Below are 20246 nucleotides of genomic sequence, written 5' to 3' on the forward strand. Positions count from 1 at the left end.
GGAAATTGAAGATTCCCCGCTGCATGCAGCGAGGAATCGATGATCGCTGATTTCTACCTTAAATACAGTCGACTGTGTTTCTCGCTTACTCCCTCTATCGAGTGCTTCTATTTGGTTTTGGCGGAACCGGCGTCGGACTTTTCTTTTTTGTCTTTTTTGGCGGCCGGTGCCGGGGGCGGGGTAATCGACTGGGACAGCGCGTTCACATTGGCCCGGTTGACTTTGACGCGGACCTTGTCGGCGATTTCGACGGTCAGCGTCTGGTCGGAGACGCCGGTGATGCGGCCATGCAGCCCGCCGCTGGTGACGATGCGGTCGCCCTTTTTGAGATTGGCCACCATATTTCGATGCTCTTTGGTTTTTTTCTGCTGCGGGCGAATCAGAAGAAAATAGAAAATGACAAACATCAGGATGAGGGGGATGAATGCCGAAAATCCACCGGCAGCTTCTCCGCCGCCGCCCTGTGTCATTGCGTGTGCGATACTGGTAGTAAACAAGTTAGCCTCCCTTGAAAATTGTAATGGTCACTCAAGACCGGTGAGATCCCAAGTCATTTCAGCCGATCCCAAAACGCTGCTGACGGAGAGCGTCAGGGATGCGGTGTCTGCTGCACCCTCGCGGGATTCTTCCGTCTTGTTTTGTTGCACCGGAAATCTTAGCAGATAAACCGATTTCCAGGGCGTAACATACGGAAAAAAGTGCTTCAGTACGACATTGTTGCGCTCCAGTTTTCTGATTTCCACCGGAGCCCTTCGCCCGCCTGCTCCATTGGTCAGAACGATTTTCCAGATAGACTTTTTGTCCGAAAAATCGTCCCAATTTTTTTCAGGCACATAGGCGGCTAAAAAAAACTCGTCATAGGTCGCAGCGGCATCTTCCTGGTCTCTAAGGAGCTTTTCCGCCTCGGCCTCACTCAGCCTGTAAAGTTTATTGTACTCCTTTACATAGGCCTTGCGGAACGGCATCGATTTGTACGTTGCGGCTGCAATCAGCTTGCAGTCGAACCCCTTGTAGATGCGGTCCTCCTTGGTCCAGCCTTCGAACACGGCCCTGTATTCCGGATTGAACCGGCTGTCGGCCGCGTATTGTTTCGGCCGGTCTTTTTTCCCGTCCTGGCAACCGACGGTGACCGTCGTGCCGATGGCTGCCAGGCAGCCGATGATCATAAATTGCAGAACAATGACTGCAACGTATTGGATTTCTTGGGGTCGAAATTTCATGATCACTAAAAAAAACAGCTGAAAGTGGCGCTGATATACTGTAAATGATAGCCGAGGTCAAATCTTTCTTTCATTTTTTTGCTTCCAAAGGGTCGCGAAAGGGGTTGTCTGCATGCCCTCGACCTCGATCACCGGTCTCACGTTTTTAGGACGCAATCGATCTGACTGTCTCCTGGCGCCATCTTGCTGTCGCCGATGATTTTGATTGACACCTGCCGTCTCAATTCCAGGTCCAGGATCTCTTTGCGCTTGCTGTTGAGCAGATAATCGGCGACCTCGGCCGGAAGGGTGCCGGTCACCGACTCGACGGCGGGTTTGAGCGATTCGAGCTGCAGTTTTCGTAAAAAGCGGATGCCGAGCGTTTCGGTGGACGGGACGAGACCTTTACCGCTGCAGTGACGGCAGGGAAGGAAACTGCCGAATTCGATGGAAGGCCGTATGCGCTGCCGGGACATCTCCATCAGGCCGAACTTCGAAATTTTGCCCACTTTGGTTTTGGCTTTGTCCGTTTTCAGCGCGTCCTTGATGGTTCTTTCGACTTCGAGCTTGTGCTTGGCGTCCCTCATGTCGATGAAATCGATGACCACGAGGCCGCCCATGTCGCGCAGGCGCAGCTGCCGGGCGATCTCTTCCGCGGCTTCCAGGTTGGTGATGTGCGCCGTTTTTTCCACGCTGTTTTGGTGGGTGGCCTTGCCTGAGTTGACGTCGATGGAGACAAGGGCTTCGGTTTGCTGGATGACAATGGAACCACCGGATTTGAGCGTTACCCTGCTTTCGAAGATGGACGCGATCTGGTCTTCCAACTGAAATTTTGAAAAAAGCGGTTTGGCCCCCTTGTGCAGTTTGACGATTTTCGCATGCTTGCGGGATATGATGTACACGAAATTTTTAACTTCGCGGAACACATTTTCATCGTCGATCAGGATCTCGGTTACATCCGGCGTGAAATGGTCCCTTATGGAGCGCACGGCAAGGTTGCGCTCCTTGTAGAGCAGGGATGGAGCAGCGGCTTTGGTGCCTTTCGCATTGATGTTTTTCCACAATCTGAGCAGGTAGTTCAGGTCTTTGGATGCCAGTGTTTTGGTGCACTTTTCGCCGGCGGTGCGCACGATGATGCCAAAGCCTTCCGGAACCTTCAGGTTTTCCACGACTTCCTTCAGCCGCTTGCGTTCCTCCTCTCCGGCTATTTTCCGCGAAATGCCCCTCGTTTTCGAACCCGGCATCAACACCAGGTGGCGGCCGGGCAGGGAGATAAAGGTGGTTAGCATAGCGCCCTTTTTCAATATGGGGTCTTTGGTGATCTGGACCAGCACCTCCTGCCCCTTTTTAATGATATCCTTGATGGTCTTTTTCCCGGAGGGGGTTTCCTGGTAATAATCGCTGTGAATTTCGTGTCGCTGCAGAAAACCGTGCCTTTCGGCGCCGTAGTCGACAAAAGCGGCCTGGAGGCTGGGCTCGATGCGTGTGATAATGCCCTTGTAGATATTGCCGTGGCTGGCTTCCTTGGCGGCGCTGTCGATATCGAACTCCTCCAGGCGGCTGTCCTTTACCATGGCGATGCGACACTCTTCAGGGTCTACGGCGTTTATTAGAATTTTTGTGGTCATGTATTGGATTCCTTGCATTACTGTTTTTCCATAAATATGAAATTGTTATCATCAAGTCAAATGATTTTTTCGGTAGGATGAAATCGTTTTTGCACGGCAATTATTCGGCGTGCACGCCCCTTAGAGGCGGGATTCACATCTTGCTATTTGAGGGAACCTATGGCATAAAACTGCTTTCAACCGTCCTAAACGAATAGATCTGGAGGCATATACACCCGATGGAAGAAAAATACAATCCCGGTTCAATCGAGGGCAGGTGGCAGAGCGTCTGGGAAGAGGACCGCCTGTTCAAAGTTGACACCGATCAGAACCGAGAAAAATACTATCTTTTGGAAATGTTTCCCTACCCTTCGGGGAATATTCACATGGGCCACGTGCGCAACTACACGATCGGAGACGTGGTGGCGCGCTACAAAAGGATGCGGGGGTTCAATGTGCTCCATCCCATGGGTTGGGACGCCTTCGGAATGCCCGCTGAAAACGCGGCCATCGCCAACGGCAGCCACCCGGCCAAATGGACCTATGCGAACATCGCCAACATGCGTTCTCAGCTGAAAAAAATCGGCTTTTCATATGACTGGGACCGGGAGCTGGCCACCTGCCAGCCTGATTATTACCGCTGGGAGCAGTGGCTGTTTCTGAAAATGTACGAAAAGGGCCTGGCGTATCGAAAAGAATCGTATGTCAACTGGTGCGATCCCTGTCAGACGGTTCTGGCCAACGAACAGGTGGAAGCCGGGATGTGCTGGCGGTGCGGCCGGGAGGTTCGCCAGAAGAAGCTGTGGCAGTGGTTTTTCAAGATTACGGATTATGCCGAAGATTTGCTGGTCCACTGCGACAGACTCCCGGGATGGCCCGAAAAGGTCATCACCATGCAGAAGAACTGGATCGGCAAGAGCACCGGAGCGGAGATACGCTTTCCCATCGCGGGCAGGGATGGTGGGCAGCATGATGCGATATCCGTTTTCACGACCCGTCAGGACACCGTTTTCGGGGCCACCTTCATGTGCCTGGCACCCGAGCATCCACTGGTGAAAGATCTCGCGAAGGGTTCGGAGCAGGAAACGGCGGTCGATGAATTCGTGGAACGCATGTCCCGTCAGGACCGGACCGCCAAGGCCGTGGAGAGCTATGAAAAAGAAGGCGTTTTTACCGGCGCCTATTGCCTGAACCCGATGACCGGCAGAAAGATGCCCATTTATACAGCCAATTTCGCCCTCATGGCGTACGGCACCGGTGCCGTCATGAGTGTACCGGCCCACGACCAGCGTGATTTCGACTTTGCCCGCAAATACGGGCTGGAGATAATTGTTGTGGTCAACCCGGAAGGTGAGGACCTGACCGCGCAAGCGCTCGAGGAGGCCTACACCGGACCGGGGGTGATGACCAATTCCGGGGATTTCGACGGCATGCCCAACACGGAGGCAATGGACGCCATCGCCAGGCACCTGGAAGCCAATGACATGGGCCAAAAAACCGTGTCCTATCGGCTGCGCGACTGGGGTATTTCCAGACAGCGATACTGGGGGGCGCCCATCCCCATGATTCACTGCCCTACCTGTGGGGTCGTGCCGGTGCCGGAGGAGGATCTGCCCATTCTGCTGCCCGAGGATGCCAACCTGCTGGCGGGGGGCGGTTCGCCGCTGCCGGAACTAGACTATTTTGCCAGGACAACCTGCCCCACGTGCGGCTCCAAGGAGGCCCGCCGGGAAACGGACACCATGGATACCTTCGTGGAATCCTCCTGGTACTACGAACGCTACTGCAGCCCCGATTACGACGCAGGGATGTTCGATAAAAATGCCGTGGATTACTGGATGCCGGTGGATCAGTACATCGGAGGTGTGGAGCACGCCATTCTGCACCTCCTTTATTCCCGTTTTTATACCCGTGTCCTGCATGACATGGGCCTGGTCAAGTACAAGGAGCCGTTCACCAGGCTTCTGACACAAGGCATGGTTTGCAAAGAGACCGCCGCCTGTCCGGACCATGGCTTCCTGCTGCCGGAAAACATAGCGGTCGAGCAGGGAAAGCCGGTATGTGCGATCTGCGCCAAGGCCGCCGTTATCGGACGGGTGGAGAAGATGTCCAAATCCAAAAAAAACGTGATCGACCCCAATATTCTGCTGGACAAGTACGGTGCGGATACGACGCGCCTCTTTTGTCTGTTTGCCGCCCCGCCGGAAAGAGATCTGGAATGGAGCGAACAGGGGGTGGACGGCGGATTTCGTTTTTTGAACAGGGTGTGGCGGTTTGCAGCGACCTGGATGGATGCCATCAAGGACGTCGACCCTTACACGGGTGCGCCCGACGCACTGCAGGGGGACGTGAAAAACCTCTATAAAAAAACCCATGAAACCATTCAGCGGGTCACGCGGGACATCGAAGACCGCTTTCACTTCAACACCGCCATCAGCGCGGTAATGGAACTGGTCAACGCGATGTACGCGCTGGAGGAACCTGCAGAGGCACCCGAAAGGGACCGTGTGGTCAGGTTCGCCGTGGAGTCGGCCATCCTGCTCCTGTCGCCGATCGTACCGCATTTTGCCGAGGAGATCTGGGCCGCCATGGGCCATCAGACCAGCATTCTGCTGGCGGATTGGCCTTCGTTCAGGAAAGATGCCCTGGTAAAAGATGAACTGTTGATTGTGGTTCAGGTCAATGGAAAGGTCCGAAGCCGTTTCACGGCCGATGTCGGTGCCGATGACCAATTTCTGCGGCAGACCGCGCTGGCCGACGAGAGGGTATTGACGTTCATTGCCGGAAAGCCCGTCAAAAAGGTGGTGGTGGTGAAGAAGAAACTGGTCAATATCGTTGTATGACAACGCCCCTCCCCCCCGTTTGCCGGGCGGAGGCGGGTCAATGGGGTCCCGGATAAAGGAAAGAAAGACGCAGCTCGCTATGACCGATTTCGATGGGGACAAACTGCTCCGCAGGGATATGTCTGGTGCTGTGAAAAAAGCGGTGGGGGCGTGGCTTATCCCGCTCAGGATCGTATGGTTGACGGCGATTGTCTGCGGATGCGCGGCGATCGTGGCTTCCTGCGGTTACCGCTTTCCGGGGGGTGGGGGTCCGCCCAAGGGGCTGGAAACCATTTTCATCGGCCTGATTGAAAACAGGACGTCCGAAATCGGTGTGGAAATCGACCTCACCAACCAATTGAAAAATGAGTTCAGCAGAAAATACGGGGGGCAGCTGGCTCCCGAAGACCGGGCACAAGGGATTTTATCAGGAAAAATAACGGGAGTTCGTTCCTGGACGGTGGCCAGACGCGGTGCGCAGGCCTCCCTGGAGAAAAGGGTATCGGTAACGATCGACCTGACGTTGAAAAATCAGGCCGGTGAGGTGCTCTGGTTCACTCGGGGAATGACCGATTCCGAGGTTTACACCGTGGAACAGAGTGACAAGGCGTTGACGGAAAGCAACAAAAGGAAGGCCATCGAAGTGGTTTGCCTGCGGTTGGGCGAGGATGCGTATTACCGGATGACGGACGACTTCTGAGGCTGACGATGTTGCGGCTCTCGCGAATATCTACAAACCTGGAAGAAAACTCCGTCCGGTACGGGACCGGGACGGAGTCGAATACGGGGTAGCGGTTTTGTCGTAAGGCGTTTACGAGGCTGAATTCACCAGCCTGGCCAGACGGGATATTTTCCTGCCGGCGGCTCGCTTGTGAATAACGCCTTTTTTGGCGGCTTTGTCGATGGTGGATTTCGCTGCATTCAGCTTTTCAACGATCTGGTCGTTGGCTCCGTCTCCGACCGCCAGGCGCACGTCCTTGACGACATTTTTCACTCTGGTTTTGGTCGTTTTATTGCGCATCCGCTTGTTTTCTGTTTGCCGGGCGCGTTTCAACGCTGATTTATGATTGGCCAATGTTTTGAACTCCTTTCCAGATTGATTTTCGTATAAATAAATTTAAATATAGAAGCCAGAATAAGATGTCAACAGCTTTTTGTCAACGCCCCCTGTTTTCCGGCCCCTTCACCGCAAAACGCCTGGGATGCAAAAAAGGCCTCCTTTCCGGCCCGGTGTCAGTTCCCGACGGACGGCAGCGATGACGGAAAACAGGCAGGTAACCCGGGCTGCGGGAATCGTGGGGGGGGCGACGTTTTTGAGCAGGATCTTCGGATTCGTCAGGGACGTCGTCATCGCGGGCTTTTTCGGCGCGGGTATGGCATCCGACGCTTTTTTCGTGGCCTTCAGGATCCCCAATCTGCTGCGCAGGCTGTTTGCCGAAGGTTCCCTGACGGTGGCTTTCATTCCCGTTTTTTCCGAATACCTCACCCGCCAGGGGCGTGAGGAAGCCTTTCGTCTTGCCCGGTCCGCCATGCGCATGCTTTCGGCCATACTGGCGGCGGTAGCGGTGCTGGGCATCCTGCTCTCCCCGCTGATCATCAAGGTCATCGCACCGGGTTTTACGGCGCTGCCTGAAAAGTATCGGCTCTGCGTGGACCTGACGCGCCTGATGTTCCCCTACATCTTCTTCATCGGTCTGGTGGCCCTCTGCATGGGCATACTTAACGTACTGGGCCATTTTGCCGCTCCCGCACTGGCCCCGGTGTTTCTGAACCTGGCGATGATCGCATCCGTATTGCTCGTTTCCCCACGCTTGGAACAACCGGTTTTTGGACTGGCGGCCGGGGTGCTTGCCGGCGGTTTGCTGCAGCTGGCGCTGCAGCTGCCGTTTCTGGCCAAAAGCGGGCTGCGGTTCTGGCAGAAGACAAAAATCTATCACCCGGGCTTGAAACGCATCGGCCTGTTGATGCTTCCGGCCGTGTTCGGTGCGGCGGTGTATCAGATCAACATACTGATCGGAACGCTGCTTGCTTCGCTGCTGCCCGAAGGCAGCGTTTCCTATCTCTACTATGCGGACCGCTTGGTGCAGTTTCCGTTGGGGATTTTTGCCATTGCGACGGCAACCGCGGTTCTGCCCAGTTTGTCGAAGCAGGTCGCCGCGTCCGATTTCGACGGTTTGCGCGACACCTTCGGCCATGCCCTGAATTTCGTGTTTTTCATCACCATGCCGGCCATGGTCGGCATGGTGGTTTTGCGGGAACCCATCGTTCGGCTTCTGTTCCAAAGGGGAGCCTTCGACGCCGCAACCGTACGATTGACAGCCGTTGCCCTGTTGTACTATTGTGCCGGTCTTTGGGCTTTTTCCGCCGTGCGTATCGTGGTATCCGTGTTTTACGCCCTGCAGGACACCCGGACACCGGTCAAAATGGCGGTGGTCGCTATCGTCGTGAACCTGGTTGCGGGGATCGCCCTCATGCATCCGCTCAAACACGGGGGGCTGGCGCTGGCAACCTCGCTGGCATCCATGGTTAACCTGGGGCTGCTGATCTGGGCCCTGAGAGGCAGGATCGGGATGCTTGACTGGCGCGGGATGTTGTCATCGGCCCTCAGGTCCTTTGTCAATTCAGTCGTGATGGGGGGTGTCGTTTGGGGGGCGGCCCGTTTCATGCTGCCGCAGAACCAGCGTTCATCCCTTTTGCTGGGGGTCGGCGTCATTGGAGCCATCGGGGCCGGAGTGGCCGTGTATGCGATCCTGGCCTTTGTGTCCGGCAGTCCTGAACTCGGTCGGCTTGTCAGGGCGTTGCGGCGGAAATAAGATGGTTGGTCGAAGCCGGTGGTCTGCGAATATGGACAACAAACAAAAAATTCTGCTTTCACTGGCCGTTTTGGCGCTGTTTCCCATGTTGATCTTCATCCTTTTCAGCGACAAGGGGCTGTCAGATTTTTTTGCATTGAAAAGTGAAAGGGACCGCTTGCTGCAGGAGAATATGCGCCTGAAGAAGGAGAACGATGCCCTTTACCGGACCATCGAGCGGCTTCGCAACGACCCGGAGTACATTGAAAGCGTGGCCAGGAAGGAGTTGGGGATGATCGGAAAAGACGAGGTGATTCTGAAGCCGAAGCATTCCGTTGCCACGGAGGGGAAAGAAGAATGAAGGTACTGGTTACCGGATCGAAGGGGCAGGTGGGCCGTGAGCTTCAGAACAGAGGGGCGGAAAAAGGCCTGACCATGATCGGCGTCGACATCGAAGAGATCGATATAACGGATATGCGGGCCGTTGCCCGCCTGGTGGAAGCGTCGGCCCCCGACCTTGTGGTCAATGCGGCTGCCTACACGGCGGTTGACCTTGCCGAGAGCAACCGGAAGATCGCCTTTCAGGTCAATCGGGACGGCCCGGCAAATATTGCAGCCGCATGCGCCACCGCAGGCGTTCCGCTGATTCACATATCGACCGATTATGTGTACGGCGGCGACAAGGAAGGTGCCTACACAGAGGACGACCCCATGGCCCCCCTGGGGGTGTACGCCGAAAGCAAGGCCGCCGGGGACAGACAGGTTGCGGATATCCTGAGGGCGCATGTCATCGTTCGCACCGCCTGGGTTTACAGTGTCCACGGGCACAATTTCGTCAAAACCATGCTGCGCCTCGGCAGGGACCGGGAGCGGCTAACCGTTGTGGACGACCAAGAGGGCTGCCCCACGGATGCGGCCGACCTGGCTGCGGCGATTCTCGATATCGTCGGCTCTTTTCAGCGCGAAGGCGACGCTCCCTGGGGAACCTACCACTATTGCGGCGGCGGGCACACTACCTGGCATGGCTTTGCTTCCATGGTGTTCGAGATCGCCGCCCGATACGAGACCTTCAACGTCAGGAGCATCCAACCGGTTCCAACCTCCGCCTACCCCACGCCGGCGAAACGGCCCGCCAATTCCGTTCTGGACTGTTCCAAGATCAAAGCGGCGTTCGGCATCGTTCCGCCGCCGTGGGAGAAGAGCCTGGCGGGCATGCTGGACCGATTGTATCGCCGGAAGGGCGTTGCAGAATAATCTTTTTAGAGAATACGTTTCAATTTTCCTGCGAATCGAAATCGGGTGGGGGCCGTTTCGATAGCGATTTCGATTTGGTTGGTGCTGTTTGACCGGACGGTTTCCAGCGGTTTGCCGCGGTGACTTTTCATTGAGGAATACAGAGAGGAGTGACGTGAACATGCAGAAAAATACAAGCAATGAACATCTGCCGGCCGAGACGGTCAGTGTGTGTCCCTCGGGTGAATCCTTTCCCCTGCCCGACGAGGCCGCCTACCGGGAAGAGCATGAGAAGCTGAAGAAAATAGTAGCGGCTCAGCGCGAAAAGGGGCGTGAAATCGTTGTGGTAATGGGGGTCGGGTTTGTAGGGGCGGTCATGGCCGGAGTGGTGGCCGATTCCACGCGGAAGGGGACGGACGATCCGTTTTATTTTGTCATCGGCATGCAGCGGCCCTCGACCAGATCATATTGGAAGATTCCCTACCTGAACAGGGGGGTGGCTCCGGTCGAGGCCGAGGACCCCGAGGTCGCCCCTTTGATCGAACGCTGTGTCCGGCAGCGCAAAAACCTCACGGCCACCTTTTCATACGAGGCGCTTTCACTGGCCGATGTGGTGGTGGTTGACGTTCAGTGTGATTACCAGAAAGAGACCTTGGGAGATGTCCGTAAAGGGCACGCGGACATAGCGGCCCTCGAAGACAGTCTCAAGGTGATCGGCGAGAAAATCGATGCCGGATGCCTGGTTCTCATCGAAACGACGGTTCCGCCCGGAACAACCGAGTACGTGGCCTATCCGATCATTAAAAAAGCGTTTGAAAAAAGGGGAATACAGGGCACGGAACCCCTGCTGGCCCACTCCTTCGAAAGGGTCATGCCCGGCAAGAATTACGTGGCCTCCATTCGTGATTTCTGGAGGGTCTGCAGCGGGATCAACGATGTTGCCCGTGACCGCGTCAAGCAGTTTTTGTCCAATGTGCTCAACGTCGATGAATACCCCTTGACGGTTCTGGATCGTCCGATTGAGAGTGAAACCTGCAAAATTGTGGAGAATTCATACCGGGCAACGATTCTGGCCTTTCTGGATGAGTGGAGCCGCTTCGCCGAGCGGAACCAGGTGGATTTGACCAAGGTAATCAAGGCGATCAAGGTGAGACCGACCCATTCCAACATCCTTTTTCCCGGCCCCGGCATCGGGGGCTACTGCCTGCCCAAGGACGGGGGGCTGGGCGTGTGGGCCTACAACACCCTGATGGGATTCGACGATGACATCTTCAAGATTACCCCGGCAGCCATCGATATAAACGACACGCGTGCGCTGCATGTAGCGGAGCTTGTCAGGGACGCGTTGAGAAACATGGGCAAAATCGTTGCGGCGTCCAGGGTCGCGCTCCTGGGCGCTTCCTACCGGGAAGATGTCGGCGACACGCGATACAGCGGTTCGGAGCTCATCGTACGCAAGCTGACGGAGATGGGCGGGGAGGTAGTGGTTCACGATCCCTACGTCAAGCACTGGTGGGAGTTGGAAAAGCAGGACACCTACCCGGCCACGGGTAAATCGTGGTCCCGCTTTTTCCGCAACCAGGAGGATCTCGGCAGCATGCGGATGCAGGCAAACCTGCCGGAAACCCTGCAAGGGGTGGATGCGGTCGTGCTGGCGGTAAGACATCGGCACTACCTGGCGCTCACTCCTGAAAAGGTTTTGGAGATGACCGGTTGTCCGGTTGCCGTGATCGACTGCTTCGGGATTCTGGACGATGATTCCATCCGCCGCTATTTTGAATTGGGATGCGAGGTCAAGGGACTGGGGCGCGGCCACGTACAGCGCATTAAGAAGTCGCTCCTCAGCAATAAGTCTTAATTTTGCGCCCAAAAGCCGCCAAGTGATATGTAATGGAAAAAATACGGGTCTGTAACCCAAAATAGGGCACAACGATTGCCGAGGAATAATACCGCCCCGCGGCCGGCAGGCGTTTACCTTGTTATTGGTTATAGGTCCGAAAAAGTAATGCCAATCACGAAAGCGGGAAAGCACGAAAATTTTCATGGTCTTTTTCGTGTTTTTGGACGTTCGTGTCTTCGTGATAAATGAGCTTTATCTTTTCCGGTTTATCCGGGTTGGGCCGTATCTCTATGAGAAAAGGCCCAGCATGAACCGGTCGTACCAGGCGGAGCCGAGCAGGCTGTCGATAAAGCCGTTGTGCCCGCCTCTATCGTGAATGATGAGATCCACGGTTGCCGGTGTCCGAAGGCGGTAAAAATCGGCAACCGGTATGACCGGGTCGTCCGCCGCCGTGACGACCGTCGTGGGGACCGGAATCTGCGCCAGGTTCCTTTCGCGGACCCCGTAGCCTCTGAAGTAGGTGGCAGTGTCCGGGTAATCGGAGTAGCGCTCCAGCAGCGCGTCGGTCATCTCCCGTATGGACCCGAGGCGCAGGATGTCGGTGAAATCGTAGCGGTCCGGGAAAAGACGCTGCTTTCTATTCAGCGACTGTTTCCATTTTTTCATGAAATAGAAGAGCAGCAGGGGATTTCCGTCGATTCTGTCGGTGGCCTTGTCCGGGTCGAGAACCGGGCTGATGCTGACGATGTGCGCCAGACCCGGGATGGGCCTTTCCCTGCAAAGGCGGGCGATGCGCAGGGCAAAGTTACCACCCAGGGAAAACCCGGCCAGAAAAACGGGCAGACCGTTTGATAAGCGGGCGGCCTGTTCGACCGCGCGGTAAACCTCTTCCAGTCGGGTGGCGTAGAACAAGCCTTTGTTCAAGTGATGGCTGTCTCCGTGGTCCCGGTAGTTGATCCTGAAAACGGCGAAGTCGTGCCTGAAGAGATATCGGCCGCAGCTGAGCATGTAGGTTGAATTGACGCTGCCCTCCCAGCCGTGCAGCAGAATGACCAACCCCTTGGCGCGTTTTTCCGCAACGGGTGCATGCAATCCGGACAAGCGGATGCCGCTGCCCCCATCGAGGAGGTGCTCCCGGGAGGCTCCTATCATGGGATTTTTGCCCAGCCTCCTCAGGCGGGCGCTCGCCATCACGGTCTGCAGGGCAGGGTGACGGATATACACAGGCGGGTTGAAGGCTCTACTTGTCATCGCATTTGAAACGCTCAATTTACCCCAGCGTTGCAACTCGCGGGGGTTATGCTTGCATTATCGCTGCCGCGCTATATGATGGAAACGCGGCAGCCGTTGAATTGAAAAAAACGAGTCCCTGCTGTCGGCATTTTCCTCCGTTTGTCGGAACGCAGCCAAGATCCCGGCCCCTCCCAGGGGCTTTTATCCTGATGCCGGTTATCCGAGCGAAAACTAATGAAGAAGGTGTGAAGAATCAAGACAAAAATTTTGCCGCGACGCTGAAACCTTACGCCTAAAATGAAAAGACAATATTTTTTTGAATCCTACGATTGGAAACGTAATTCGGGCCTTGAGAATTTTAATTTCTGTCCGGTCTGCGGTACGGAATGCGTGAACAGGGAAGAGAGCCTGAGAATAAGGCCGACCTGTCCAAACTGCGGGTATGTTCATTACAGAAACCCGTGCCCGGGAGTGGTTGTCATTATCGAACAGGAAGACAGGATCCTTCTCGGAAAACGCGCGGCCGGCAGTTTTCAGGCCGGCAAGTGGTGCCTGCCCGGAGGATTTATCGAGTTCGATGAAGATTACGTTGCTTCGGCGGTTAGGGAGGTAAAAGAAGAGACAAACTTGGAAATTGAAGTCAACTCAATCCTGAACGTCAACTCTAATTTTCTCTCACGGGATTTCCATACACTGGTGATCACCGTGGTTGCGGACGTCAAAAAAGGCTGCCCTGAGCCGGGCGACGATATCGTAGAGCTTGGGTGGTTTCATATTAACGGCGACTTCCCGGATATGGCTTTTTCAGCCGACGAATACATTATCAGGCAATTTAGGAAACTCAGGCCAAAGGCACTATCCTTCGTTGTAGATTAATGCCCCATAGGCAGCTGCGCCGGCGTCATCTCCCATCGCCTGATAGCACCCGGCAATGTATTCACGGGCCGGCGCCCGATCCTTGAAGTCAAGCAGCAGCTCAAGCGCGCTTTCAAATTCCCCCAAGTTCATGTGGCTTATCGCCCGGCAGAGGGATAGGTCGAAGCTCTCTGGAAAATGACCCAGTCCCTCCACAAGGATCTCAATGGCCTGCTCGAACCTTTGCTCTTTTTGATACAGCATGCCCAACCCCAGAAAAGCCCTGTGGTCGGGGTGATACCCGAGGGCCTTTTTGTACAGTTTTTCGGCAATTCTCCGCGGCTTTTTTATGGCCGGTATGCCGGTATAATCGCCATGGCCGAAGGTCATGGCCAGCCTGGAGCAGAAGTCGGCATGCAGCTGGTCAAAAGAAGGGTTCCGAACAAGCGCCAGCCGGTCAACGTAACGATGCAGACGCCCGTAAAATGCCGAGCGCAAACGCCGGCCGAAATCCAGGATCATCTGCTCGGTAAGGTCGGGATCGGTTTCAAAATAGAGGATGTCCTCCACACGCTCCAGCCAGATGTCGTCGGTTACCCCGTGGCGTTTCTTGAAATCTTCATAGAGCCGGGTGCCGGGAAACAGATCCAGAATGTAAAAGATAGCGCTCAGCGGTTTGATGGCGTCGATCAGATCGATGGAAGCCTGGATGCTGGCGTCGTTTTCTCCAGGGGAGCCGTAGATAAAGTAAGCCCGGGCCATGATCCCGTACTTTTGTGTCAGGGCAAAGGCGCGTTCGACCTGTTCCGTGCGTATCTTTTTGTTCAGACGCTTTCTGATGCCGGGTTCCCCGCTTTCCACACCAAAACTTATTTGTGTGCAACCCGCCCTGCGCATCCAGCTCAGGATTTCGTCATTGATGTAATTCACGCGCGAGATGGCGGCCCAGGTGATATCGAGTCCCCTTCTGATGATTTCACGGCAGATGTCGACGACCGTTGTCGCCCGGTAGGTGAAGGTGTCATCTGAAAAATAAAAGTGATTCACGCCTTTTTGGTTGAGCCTTTCGAGCTGGTCGACAAAATAGTCCGGGGAGTGGGCACGCACCTTGTGGCCCCAGAAAAGGGGGGAGCTGCAAAAGGTGCAGTTCCCGGGGCAGCCGCGCGTGAAAGCGACGTGGCTGTAGGTGAAGTACCGGGCGGGGACCGGCAGCCGGTCCAGATCGTCGATGGGCTCCGCGGCTTCTGTACGTACGACACGGGTGCCTTGCCTGAACGCAAGCCCCTTGATTGCGGGAATACGCTCCTGGGCATTTTCATCGATCGCCTTGACCAACTGCAGGAAAGTGAGCTCGCCTTCTCCCAGAACCGCGAAGTCGATTTCAGGAAAATGGCTCAAGAGGTGACGCCATAAAAAGGTGGCGCCGATGCCGCCGAAAACGATTTTCGTGCGTGGATTCAGTTCTTTTGCTTGGCGGGCGATGTCGATCCCTCCCCAGCGGTTGGCGTGAAGAATCGAGAAGCCGATGACGTCCGGCTCGTTCTCTTTCAGGGCTGCGGCAATGCACTGCGGGGTTTTGTGGATATCGTGCCAGTTGAGAACATCGACGTCGTACCCATTTTCCCTGAGAACGGCTCCCACGTAATAGATGCCCATGGGCGGTACGCTGATTTCCTCCGCGTGGATGCGTTTCTCCAGGAAATAGGGATAGATCAGTAAAATGCGCATGGTGGGTATTATAGATTGAAACGTGCTAAATGAATCCCCACTTTTTTTTGACCATCAGGTGAAAAACTTTGATAACGACGGGAAATTGGGGTGCTTCTTCCGACGCGTCGAGGGGGACCCCCTTCACGCCCTCCACGATGGATACGATGTGGCTGTAGGGGTAGCTGTGCACCAGTTCGTTTTCCGGGACCATAATGCTGAAATGGTCCTCATTAACCTTGGCGAGAATGGCATTTTTGATTTCCGCGGGGTCGTCAACGTTGATGCCGATGGCTTCACCTTCATACTTTTTCAACAGTTCTTTCATGGTCGGCTTCGGTTGCACTGTCTCTAAGATGGTTTGGGTTCGCTGGCGGGCGTCCTCCCGTTCCTTCTGCAGGGCGTCGGCTGCCTGTTGCTCCTGTTCCAAGCGCCGGTTCTCGGCCGCTTCGAGCGCTTCCTTTTCTTTTTTCAGGGCCTCAGTCTCCTGTCTCGCGGCTGCGGCATCCTGTTTCAGGGCGTCGGCCTCCTTTTCCAGCGCGGATATTTTGTTCCGGGCATCCTGGGCCTGTTGCAGGATATCCTGCCTTTCCTGCTCCTGCTGGGATTTTTGGACGATATCCGCCTTCTCGCGCGCCTGTTTTTCATTTATCAGGGCTTGGCTTTTTGCCCGGAGATTTTCGGCTTCCGCTTCCAGTTGGGCGATACGTTTGTGTTCTTCTCCACCGGTAACTTCAGGGGGTGTTTCCAGCGGCGGTTTTTCCTCGGCTTCGGCCTTTTTCCGGCTTGCATCCCTGGCGGCTTCTTCCTGCTGCTTTTTCAGGCGTTCCGCTTTTTGAGTCTCTATGCGGGCTTTTTCCTTTTCACGACGCGCAGCTTCCTGTTTTTTTGCTTCGGCTTCGGCCCTTTCCGCGGTTTCGTCCGGTTGCGTTGCCTCTTTTGGGGGTTCCGCCTGTTTCTTGAGTTCCTCTGGGGGGACTTCTAAGTTGTCCTGTGATTCCTTGAGAATCCTTTCCTGAACTTCGAAGTACTTGGAAAAGATAATGCCGCATTTTATGCATTCCACGGCCCCATCCGCCACTGCATGCCCGCATTTGGGGCATTTCTGCAGCGGTGTCGGTTCGGGGCCTTTGGGGACCTTCTTTTCGGCTTGAGGTTTGGTTTTTTTCATTCCGCGCAGCACGAGTGCCAGGGTCACACCACATTTTTCGCATTCTTCAGACGAAGCATCGTTATCATGGCCGCATTTTGGGCACTTGACTACACTGTCATCCATTCGACCCCTCCTTTGAGACATTGCACCTGTTTTCGGAAGCATGCGGTGCAGACGCAATCGAGCCGCGTGCATTGCTTCCAATTCAGGCGTCAGGATGGTGCGCAGACTTCTTTTAGATCGGGTACCAGTTGCTCGATAACCTCATATGCGTATCATTTTCAGCCAGTAAGGTCAAGTTTCAGCAATTCCCGCCCGAACCCGCCGCTGATTATTTCCGGAAAGCCTTTTGTTGACACGAAATTGCTGCTCTGATACTTTCCACCAACGATTACCGCTGTAAAGGCATCGAATCGAACGGGAAGGCGCTGCTGGAGAATCGGATGGACCGAGAAAACTTTATCACTTCGCTCAGAACGAACCTGCTGGCCATGGTGGAAGACTACCTGACCCCCGTGGCGATAAAATACGGCTATAGCGAAGCCCCCCTGGAAACTAACATCAAATGGCGTCCCCAGGTGCTGGTTTTGGGAAACTATTCTTCAGGGAAGTCGACCCTGATCAACGATTTCCTGGGTGCCGACATTCAGGATACGGGGCAGGCCCCGACCGACGATTCCTTCACCGTAATCACCTATGACGGAACCGCTTCCTCCGAAGGAACCATACGGGTGACCGAGGAGAGGGACGGCAAGTTTTTACTGAACGACCCGGAGTATCCTTTCGAATCGCTCAAAAAACATGGCCAGCGCTTCGCTTCGCATTTTCGCCTGAAAAAGGTGAACTCACCGTTTCTGAAAAACCTGGCCGTCATCGACACCCCGGGTATGCTCGACAGCATTACCGAACGGGACCGCGGGTACAACTACCAGGAAGTGATTGGAGATTTTGCCCAGATAGCCGATCTCGTGTTGGTCCTTTTCGACCCGCACAAGGCCGGAACCGTCCGGGAAGCGCACACCAGCCTGAGGGAAACCCTCCCGACGCGCACCTTCGAGGACCGGGTTCTCTTCGTTCTCAACCGTATCGATGAGTGCGTTTCGCTAACGGATCTGCTCCACGTCTACGGAACGCTTTGCTGGAACCTCAGCCAGATGACCGGACGCAAGGATATACCGACCATTCATTTAACCTATTCAGCCGGTGCCGTGGACCTCGTAATCAATGGGAAGGAGCGGGATATCAGTTTTCTGAAACTCCTGGAAAACCAACGGGAAGCGCTGAAAAAGGCCATCCTGGAGGCGCCGCGTCATCGGCTGGATCACCTGGCCACTTTCGTGGAAACCCACGGGGAGCGGCTGGCGCACCTCCTGGAGGCACTCGTCAGCTACGGAGCTCAGTTTCGCCGCTTCAAGGTGCGTTTTACCATGACCGGGTTCGTGTCGTGTGCCATCGCCGCCGCTCTGGGACTCCTGGCCCTGGGTGCCGCACAGGTCCTCCCCCTGGGAGATCCCATTGTTATGTACGGGGTCGGCGGCGGTGCCTTTTTAGTGTTGCTGGTCGTCTGGATGACGGCATTGAAAAAAATGTTTTACCGTCGTTTCAGAAAAAAACGCATGAAGCATCTGGATGAATTGACGCCCCTGGAGAACCAGACTCGCAGGGACACCTGGGCGTCAATTCGTGCGAATGTCGCCAAATTCCTGGACAAGACCGCCGGCTTTTTCCCCTTGAGGGAGCTGCGCAGTCAATATGATTCCGTCAACCGGGTGTGCAAAAGCGGTGCCCGGGAGATCCGCGAGGCGTTGAACGAGCTGGCTTCCCTGGATCAGGACGACACCGTCGAAATGGACAAGTGGGTTGCCAGTCAGTCAAAGCTGATTCGCAAAGCAGCCGAAAAATCATAACCCCAAGCACGAAATCCGAAATCCTAAACCATATCGGGATTCAGAATTTATACGCGTAAGCGGTATCAAAACAACACCCTTCCAGGGTCAGATCAGTGCCGGGTCCTATGGGCCGGGGTATCTACTATCGACAAAAGGTCCCTTTCCCCGCACTATATGACGCCTCTATACGCCGCCAGGAACGATCCATGAGCGCCGGTTTGTCGCAACCTTCAGAAATCAGATCCCCGCGTCTTATGTGGAGCCTTGGTACGGCGATTGTCTGCAGAATACTGCTGAACACGTCCCGGCGCTTCGTCTACCCCTTCGCGCCGGCCCTGGGACGCGGCTTGGGGGTTCCGCTGACGGCGATTACTTCCCTGATAGCGCTGAATCAGGCCACCGCCGTCATCGGACTGTTTTTCGGTCCTGTGTCGGATCGTGCCGGATACCGTGTGATGATGCTCGGCAGTCTGTTGACGCTTGCTGTCGGGATGCTGGGCGCGGCATGCTTACCCTTTTACGGCGTTGTCATGCTGGCCTTTTTCATGGCAGGTTTGGGAAAATCTATTTTCGATCCCGCCATCCAGGCTTTTGTGGGGGAGCGTGTTTCCTACGAACGCAGGGGGCAGGCCGTGGGCTTTCTGGAAGTCAGCTGGGCCGGAAGCTCCCTTGTGGGCATTCCCGCGGTCGGTTTTCTGATGCAGGCTTATGGCTGGCGGGTGCCGTTTTTTGTTTTGGGGATACTCGCCCTGGCAGGGCTCGGCCTGCTCGCGTTTCTGCTTCCGAGGGACCGGCAGCGGGCTGGATGCCGGAAGGACAGGAACGGCTGGCTTGCCATGATTCAATCCCTCGTCAAAAGCAGGGAGGCCCTGGGCGCCGTCGGTTTCGCCTTTTTTTTCAACGCCGCCAACGACGTTTTTTTTGTTGTCTACGGCGCCTGGCTGGAAGCCTCCTTCAGTATCAGCATTGCCGCCCTGGGAGCGGGGACCGCCGTCATCGGTTTGGCCGAACTGTGCGGCGAAGGGCTCACGGCCTCGATTTCAGATCGCTTGGGACTGAAAAAATCGGTGCTGATCGGCGCCTGCGCCACGGTCATGAGCTATGCCCTGATCCCCTTTTTCGGAAACGGACTGACAATGGCCTTTGCGGGCATCTTTCTGATTTTTCTCGCTGCTGAGTTTTCCATTGTCACCAGTATTGCCCTTTTCACGGAAATACTGCCGGGCTCGCGGGCTACCATGATAGCGGCGGTGATGGCCGCAGCAGGGCTGGGCCGGGTTGCGGGGGCCCTTGTCGGCGGACCGGTCTGGATGGCCGGCGGAATTGCCGTCACGGGGCTGGTATCCGCGGCAATCAGCCTGGCAGCGATAGCTTCGCTTTCCGCAGGCCTGAAGGGGTGGCGTATGATGTGAATTGGCGCAATTCTATCTGCGTTCATAATATCTTTTTTTCCGATAGCAGGGACATGGAGGCCTGGCCGACACTGGTGACCTGGCTCAGGGCCCTTGAAATGTGGAAAGGCGCTTCCTGTGGAATGTTGGAACGAATCATGACCAGGGCCTTGTTGAGGTGCTTCAAGGCTTCCTCCCAGCGGTCGTCCGGCGCCATCCGCATGGCCACCTGGACTTCGTTGGCAACCATACTCAACAGCGCGCCGATGATTTGCCGGGCACCGGTTTTGTCCTGTTCGGAAATGCCGGCGTGCATTTCGATGGTTTGTGAAGACCAGATAAGGCCGGCCTTGATTTTTTCGCTCTGGGAAAAGGCGATAACCGCTGCTTTGAGGTCCATATTCAATCCTTCAATGTGGATTCATCTTGCGATAGAAACCCGGTTGAATTTATATTTTGAAATTTTCATGTCCGGTGGTAGGATAACCTCTGGCACATCTCGCTTTCCTGAGTAACACAACGGCT

At 55.5% G+C, this 20246-nt stretch carries 17 protein-coding genes; 9 read left to right on the top strand and 8 right to left on the bottom strand.

Annotated elements, in window-relative coordinates; genetic code table 11:
- Positions 1 to 107 precede the first annotated feature (107 nt).
- The 3 genes from yajC to LJE94_11310 form a co-directional block, all read right to left on the bottom strand.
- Complete coding sequence (gene yajC, locus LJE94_11300) at positions 108 to 470, bottom strand: preprotein translocase subunit YajC (protein ID MCG6910694.1); 363 nt, start codon at positions 468 to 470, stop codon at positions 108 to 110.
- Between the two features lie 54 nt (positions 471 to 524).
- Positions 525 to 1220: a hypothetical protein gene (locus LJE94_11305; protein ID MCG6910695.1), complete on the bottom strand. Its 696-nt coding sequence runs from the start codon at positions 1218 to 1220 to the stop codon at positions 525 to 527.
- Positions 1221 to 1357: 137 nt separating this feature from the next.
- Positions 1358 to 2827 (bottom strand): Rne/Rng family ribonuclease, encoded by a 1470-nt coding sequence (locus LJE94_11310; protein MCG6910696.1) that lies wholly within the window; start codon positions 2825 to 2827, stop codon positions 1358 to 1360.
- Positions 2828 to 3045: 218 nt separating this feature from the next.
- Between LJE94_11310 and leuS the strand changes: the two genes are divergently transcribed.
- Positions 3046 to 5649 carry a leucine--tRNA ligase gene (gene leuS, locus LJE94_11315; GenBank protein MCG6910697.1) on the top strand — a complete coding sequence of 868 codons (2604 nt, stop codon included), beginning with the start codon at positions 3046 to 3048 and terminating at the stop codon, positions 5647 to 5649.
- Between the two features lie 40 nt (positions 5650 to 5689).
- A complete protein-coding gene (lptE, locus tag LJE94_11320) occupies positions 5690 to 6328 on the top strand; it encodes an LPS assembly lipoprotein LptE (protein MCG6910698.1) in 639 nt (212 codons plus the stop codon).
- Positions 6329 to 6439: 111 nt separating this feature from the next.
- Here lptE and rpsT read toward each other — a convergent pair whose 3' ends face one another.
- Complete coding sequence (gene rpsT / locus LJE94_11325; GenBank protein ID MCG6910699.1) at positions 6440 to 6703, bottom strand: 30S ribosomal protein S20; 264 nt, start codon at positions 6701 to 6703, stop codon at positions 6440 to 6442.
- Positions 6704 to 6884: 181 nt separating this feature from the next.
- On the opposite strand from rpsT, the gene murJ reads away from it, so the two are divergent.
- From murJ to LJE94_11345, 4 genes are all read left to right on the top strand, one after another.
- Complete coding sequence (gene murJ / locus LJE94_11330) at positions 6885 to 8441, top strand: murein biosynthesis integral membrane protein MurJ (GenBank protein ID MCG6910700.1); 1557 nt, start codon at positions 6885 to 6887, stop codon at positions 8439 to 8441.
- A 31-nt stretch (positions 8442 to 8472) separates the two neighbouring features.
- Positions 8473 to 8781 (top strand): septum formation initiator family protein, encoded by a 309-nt coding sequence (locus LJE94_11335; protein MCG6910701.1) that lies wholly within the window; start codon positions 8473 to 8475, stop codon positions 8779 to 8781.
- Positions 8778 to 9674, top strand: coding sequence for a dTDP-4-dehydrorhamnose reductase (gene rfbD, locus LJE94_11340; protein ID MCG6910702.1), 897 nt, complete (start codon positions 8778 to 8780; stop codon positions 9672 to 9674). Before LJE94_11335 ends, rfbD begins: the two co-directional genes overlap by 4 nt.
- 160 nt (positions 9675 to 9834) lie before the next feature.
- On the top strand, positions 9835 to 11511 hold the full coding sequence (locus LJE94_11345; protein MCG6910703.1) for a nucleotide sugar dehydrogenase: 1677 nt from the start codon (positions 9835 to 9837) through the stop codon (positions 11509 to 11511).
- Between the two features lie 270 nt (positions 11512 to 11781).
- Here LJE94_11345 and LJE94_11350 read toward each other — a convergent pair whose 3' ends face one another.
- Positions 11782 to 12744: an alpha/beta fold hydrolase gene (locus tag LJE94_11350; protein MCG6910704.1), complete on the bottom strand. Its 963-nt coding sequence runs from the start codon at positions 12742 to 12744 to the stop codon at positions 11782 to 11784.
- A 372-nt stretch (positions 12745 to 13116) separates the two neighbouring features.
- On the opposite strand from LJE94_11350, the gene LJE94_11355 reads away from it, so the two are divergent.
- The gene (locus tag LJE94_11355) at positions 13117 to 13602 is read left to right on the top strand and encodes an NUDIX hydrolase (GenBank protein ID MCG6910705.1); all 486 of its coding nucleotides are present in this window, start codon (positions 13117 to 13119) and stop codon (positions 13600 to 13602) included.
- Here LJE94_11355 and LJE94_11360 read toward each other — a convergent pair.
- Entirely contained in the window at positions 13582 to 15309 is a 1728-nt protein-coding gene (locus tag LJE94_11360; protein ID MCG6910706.1) for a radical SAM protein, read from the bottom strand. The genes LJE94_11355 and LJE94_11360 overlap by 21 nt on opposite strands.
- 25 nt (positions 15310 to 15334) lie before the next feature.
- Complete coding sequence (locus LJE94_11365) at positions 15335 to 16564, bottom strand: zinc ribbon domain-containing protein (protein ID MCG6910707.1); 1230 nt, start codon at positions 16562 to 16564, stop codon at positions 15335 to 15337.
- 320 nt (positions 16565 to 16884) lie between these two features.
- Here LJE94_11365 and LJE94_11370 point away from each other — a divergent pair, with 320 nt between their 5' ends.
- Together LJE94_11370 and LJE94_11375 are read left to right on the top strand one after the other, a co-directional pair.
- Entirely contained in the window at positions 16885 to 18348 is a 1464-nt protein-coding gene (locus tag LJE94_11370) for a dynamin family protein (GenBank protein MCG6910708.1), read from the top strand.
- A gap of 188 nt (positions 18349 to 18536) precedes the next feature.
- Positions 18537 to 19742 (top strand): MFS transporter, encoded by a 1206-nt coding sequence (locus LJE94_11375; protein ID MCG6910709.1) that lies wholly within the window; start codon positions 18537 to 18539, stop codon positions 19740 to 19742.
- A 22-nt stretch (positions 19743 to 19764) separates the two neighbouring features.
- Here the strand turns inward: LJE94_11375 and LJE94_11380 are convergent, their stop codons facing one another.
- On the bottom strand, positions 19765 to 20121 hold the full coding sequence (locus tag LJE94_11380) for a hypothetical protein (GenBank protein MCG6910710.1): 357 nt from the start codon (positions 20119 to 20121) through the stop codon (positions 19765 to 19767).
- Positions 20122 to 20246 lie beyond the last annotated feature (125 nt).

Source organism: Deltaproteobacteria bacterium (assembly GCA_022340465.1).
GTDB lineage: Bacteria > Desulfobacterota > Desulfobacteria > Desulfobacterales > B30-G6 > JAJDNW01.

Coding starts and splice junctions, on each gene's coding strand:
- LJE94_11360 (MCG6910706.1), bottom strand. CDS start 15,309: ATGCGCATTTTACTGATCTATCCCTATTTCCTGGAGAAACGCATCCAC.
- lptE (MCG6910698.1), top strand. CDS start 5,690: ATGGGGTCCCGGATAAAGGAAAGAAAGACGCAGCTCGCTATGACCGAT.
- LJE94_11350 (MCG6910704.1), bottom strand. CDS start 12,744: ATGACAAGTAGAGCCTTCAACCCGCCTGTGTATATCCGTCACCCTGCC.
- LJE94_11310 (MCG6910696.1), bottom strand. CDS start 2,827: ATGACCACAAAAATTCTAATAAACGCCGTAGACCCTGAAGAGTGTCGC.
- LJE94_11305 (MCG6910695.1), bottom strand. CDS start 1,220: ATGAAATTTCGACCCCAAGAAATCCAATACGTTGCAGTCATTGTTCTG.
- rfbD (MCG6910702.1), top strand. CDS start 8,778: ATGAAGGTACTGGTTACCGGATCGAAGGGGCAGGTGGGCCGTGAGCTT.
- LJE94_11335 (MCG6910701.1), top strand. CDS start 8,473: ATGGACAACAAACAAAAAATTCTGCTTTCACTGGCCGTTTTGGCGCTG.
- leuS (MCG6910697.1), top strand. CDS start 3,046: ATGGAAGAAAAATACAATCCCGGTTCAATCGAGGGCAGGTGGCAGAGC.
- LJE94_11370 (MCG6910708.1), top strand. CDS start 16,885: ATGGACCGAGAAAACTTTATCACTTCGCTCAGAACGAACCTGCTGGCC.
- LJE94_11365 (MCG6910707.1), bottom strand. CDS start 16,564: ATGGATGACAGTGTAGTCAAGTGCCCAAAATGCGGCCATGATAACGAT.
- LJE94_11380 (MCG6910710.1), bottom strand. CDS start 20,121: ATGGACCTCAAAGCAGCGGTTATCGCCTTTTCCCAGAGCGAAAAAATC.
- yajC (MCG6910694.1), bottom strand. CDS start 470: ATGACACAGGGCGGCGGCGGAGAAGCTGCCGGTGGATTTTCGGCATTC.
- murJ (MCG6910700.1), top strand. CDS start 6,885: ATGACGGAAAACAGGCAGGTAACCCGGGCTGCGGGAATCGTGGGGGGG.
- LJE94_11375 (MCG6910709.1), top strand. CDS start 18,537: ATGAGCGCCGGTTTGTCGCAACCTTCAGAAATCAGATCCCCGCGTCTT.
- LJE94_11345 (MCG6910703.1), top strand. CDS start 9,835: ATGCAGAAAAATACAAGCAATGAACATCTGCCGGCCGAGACGGTCAGT.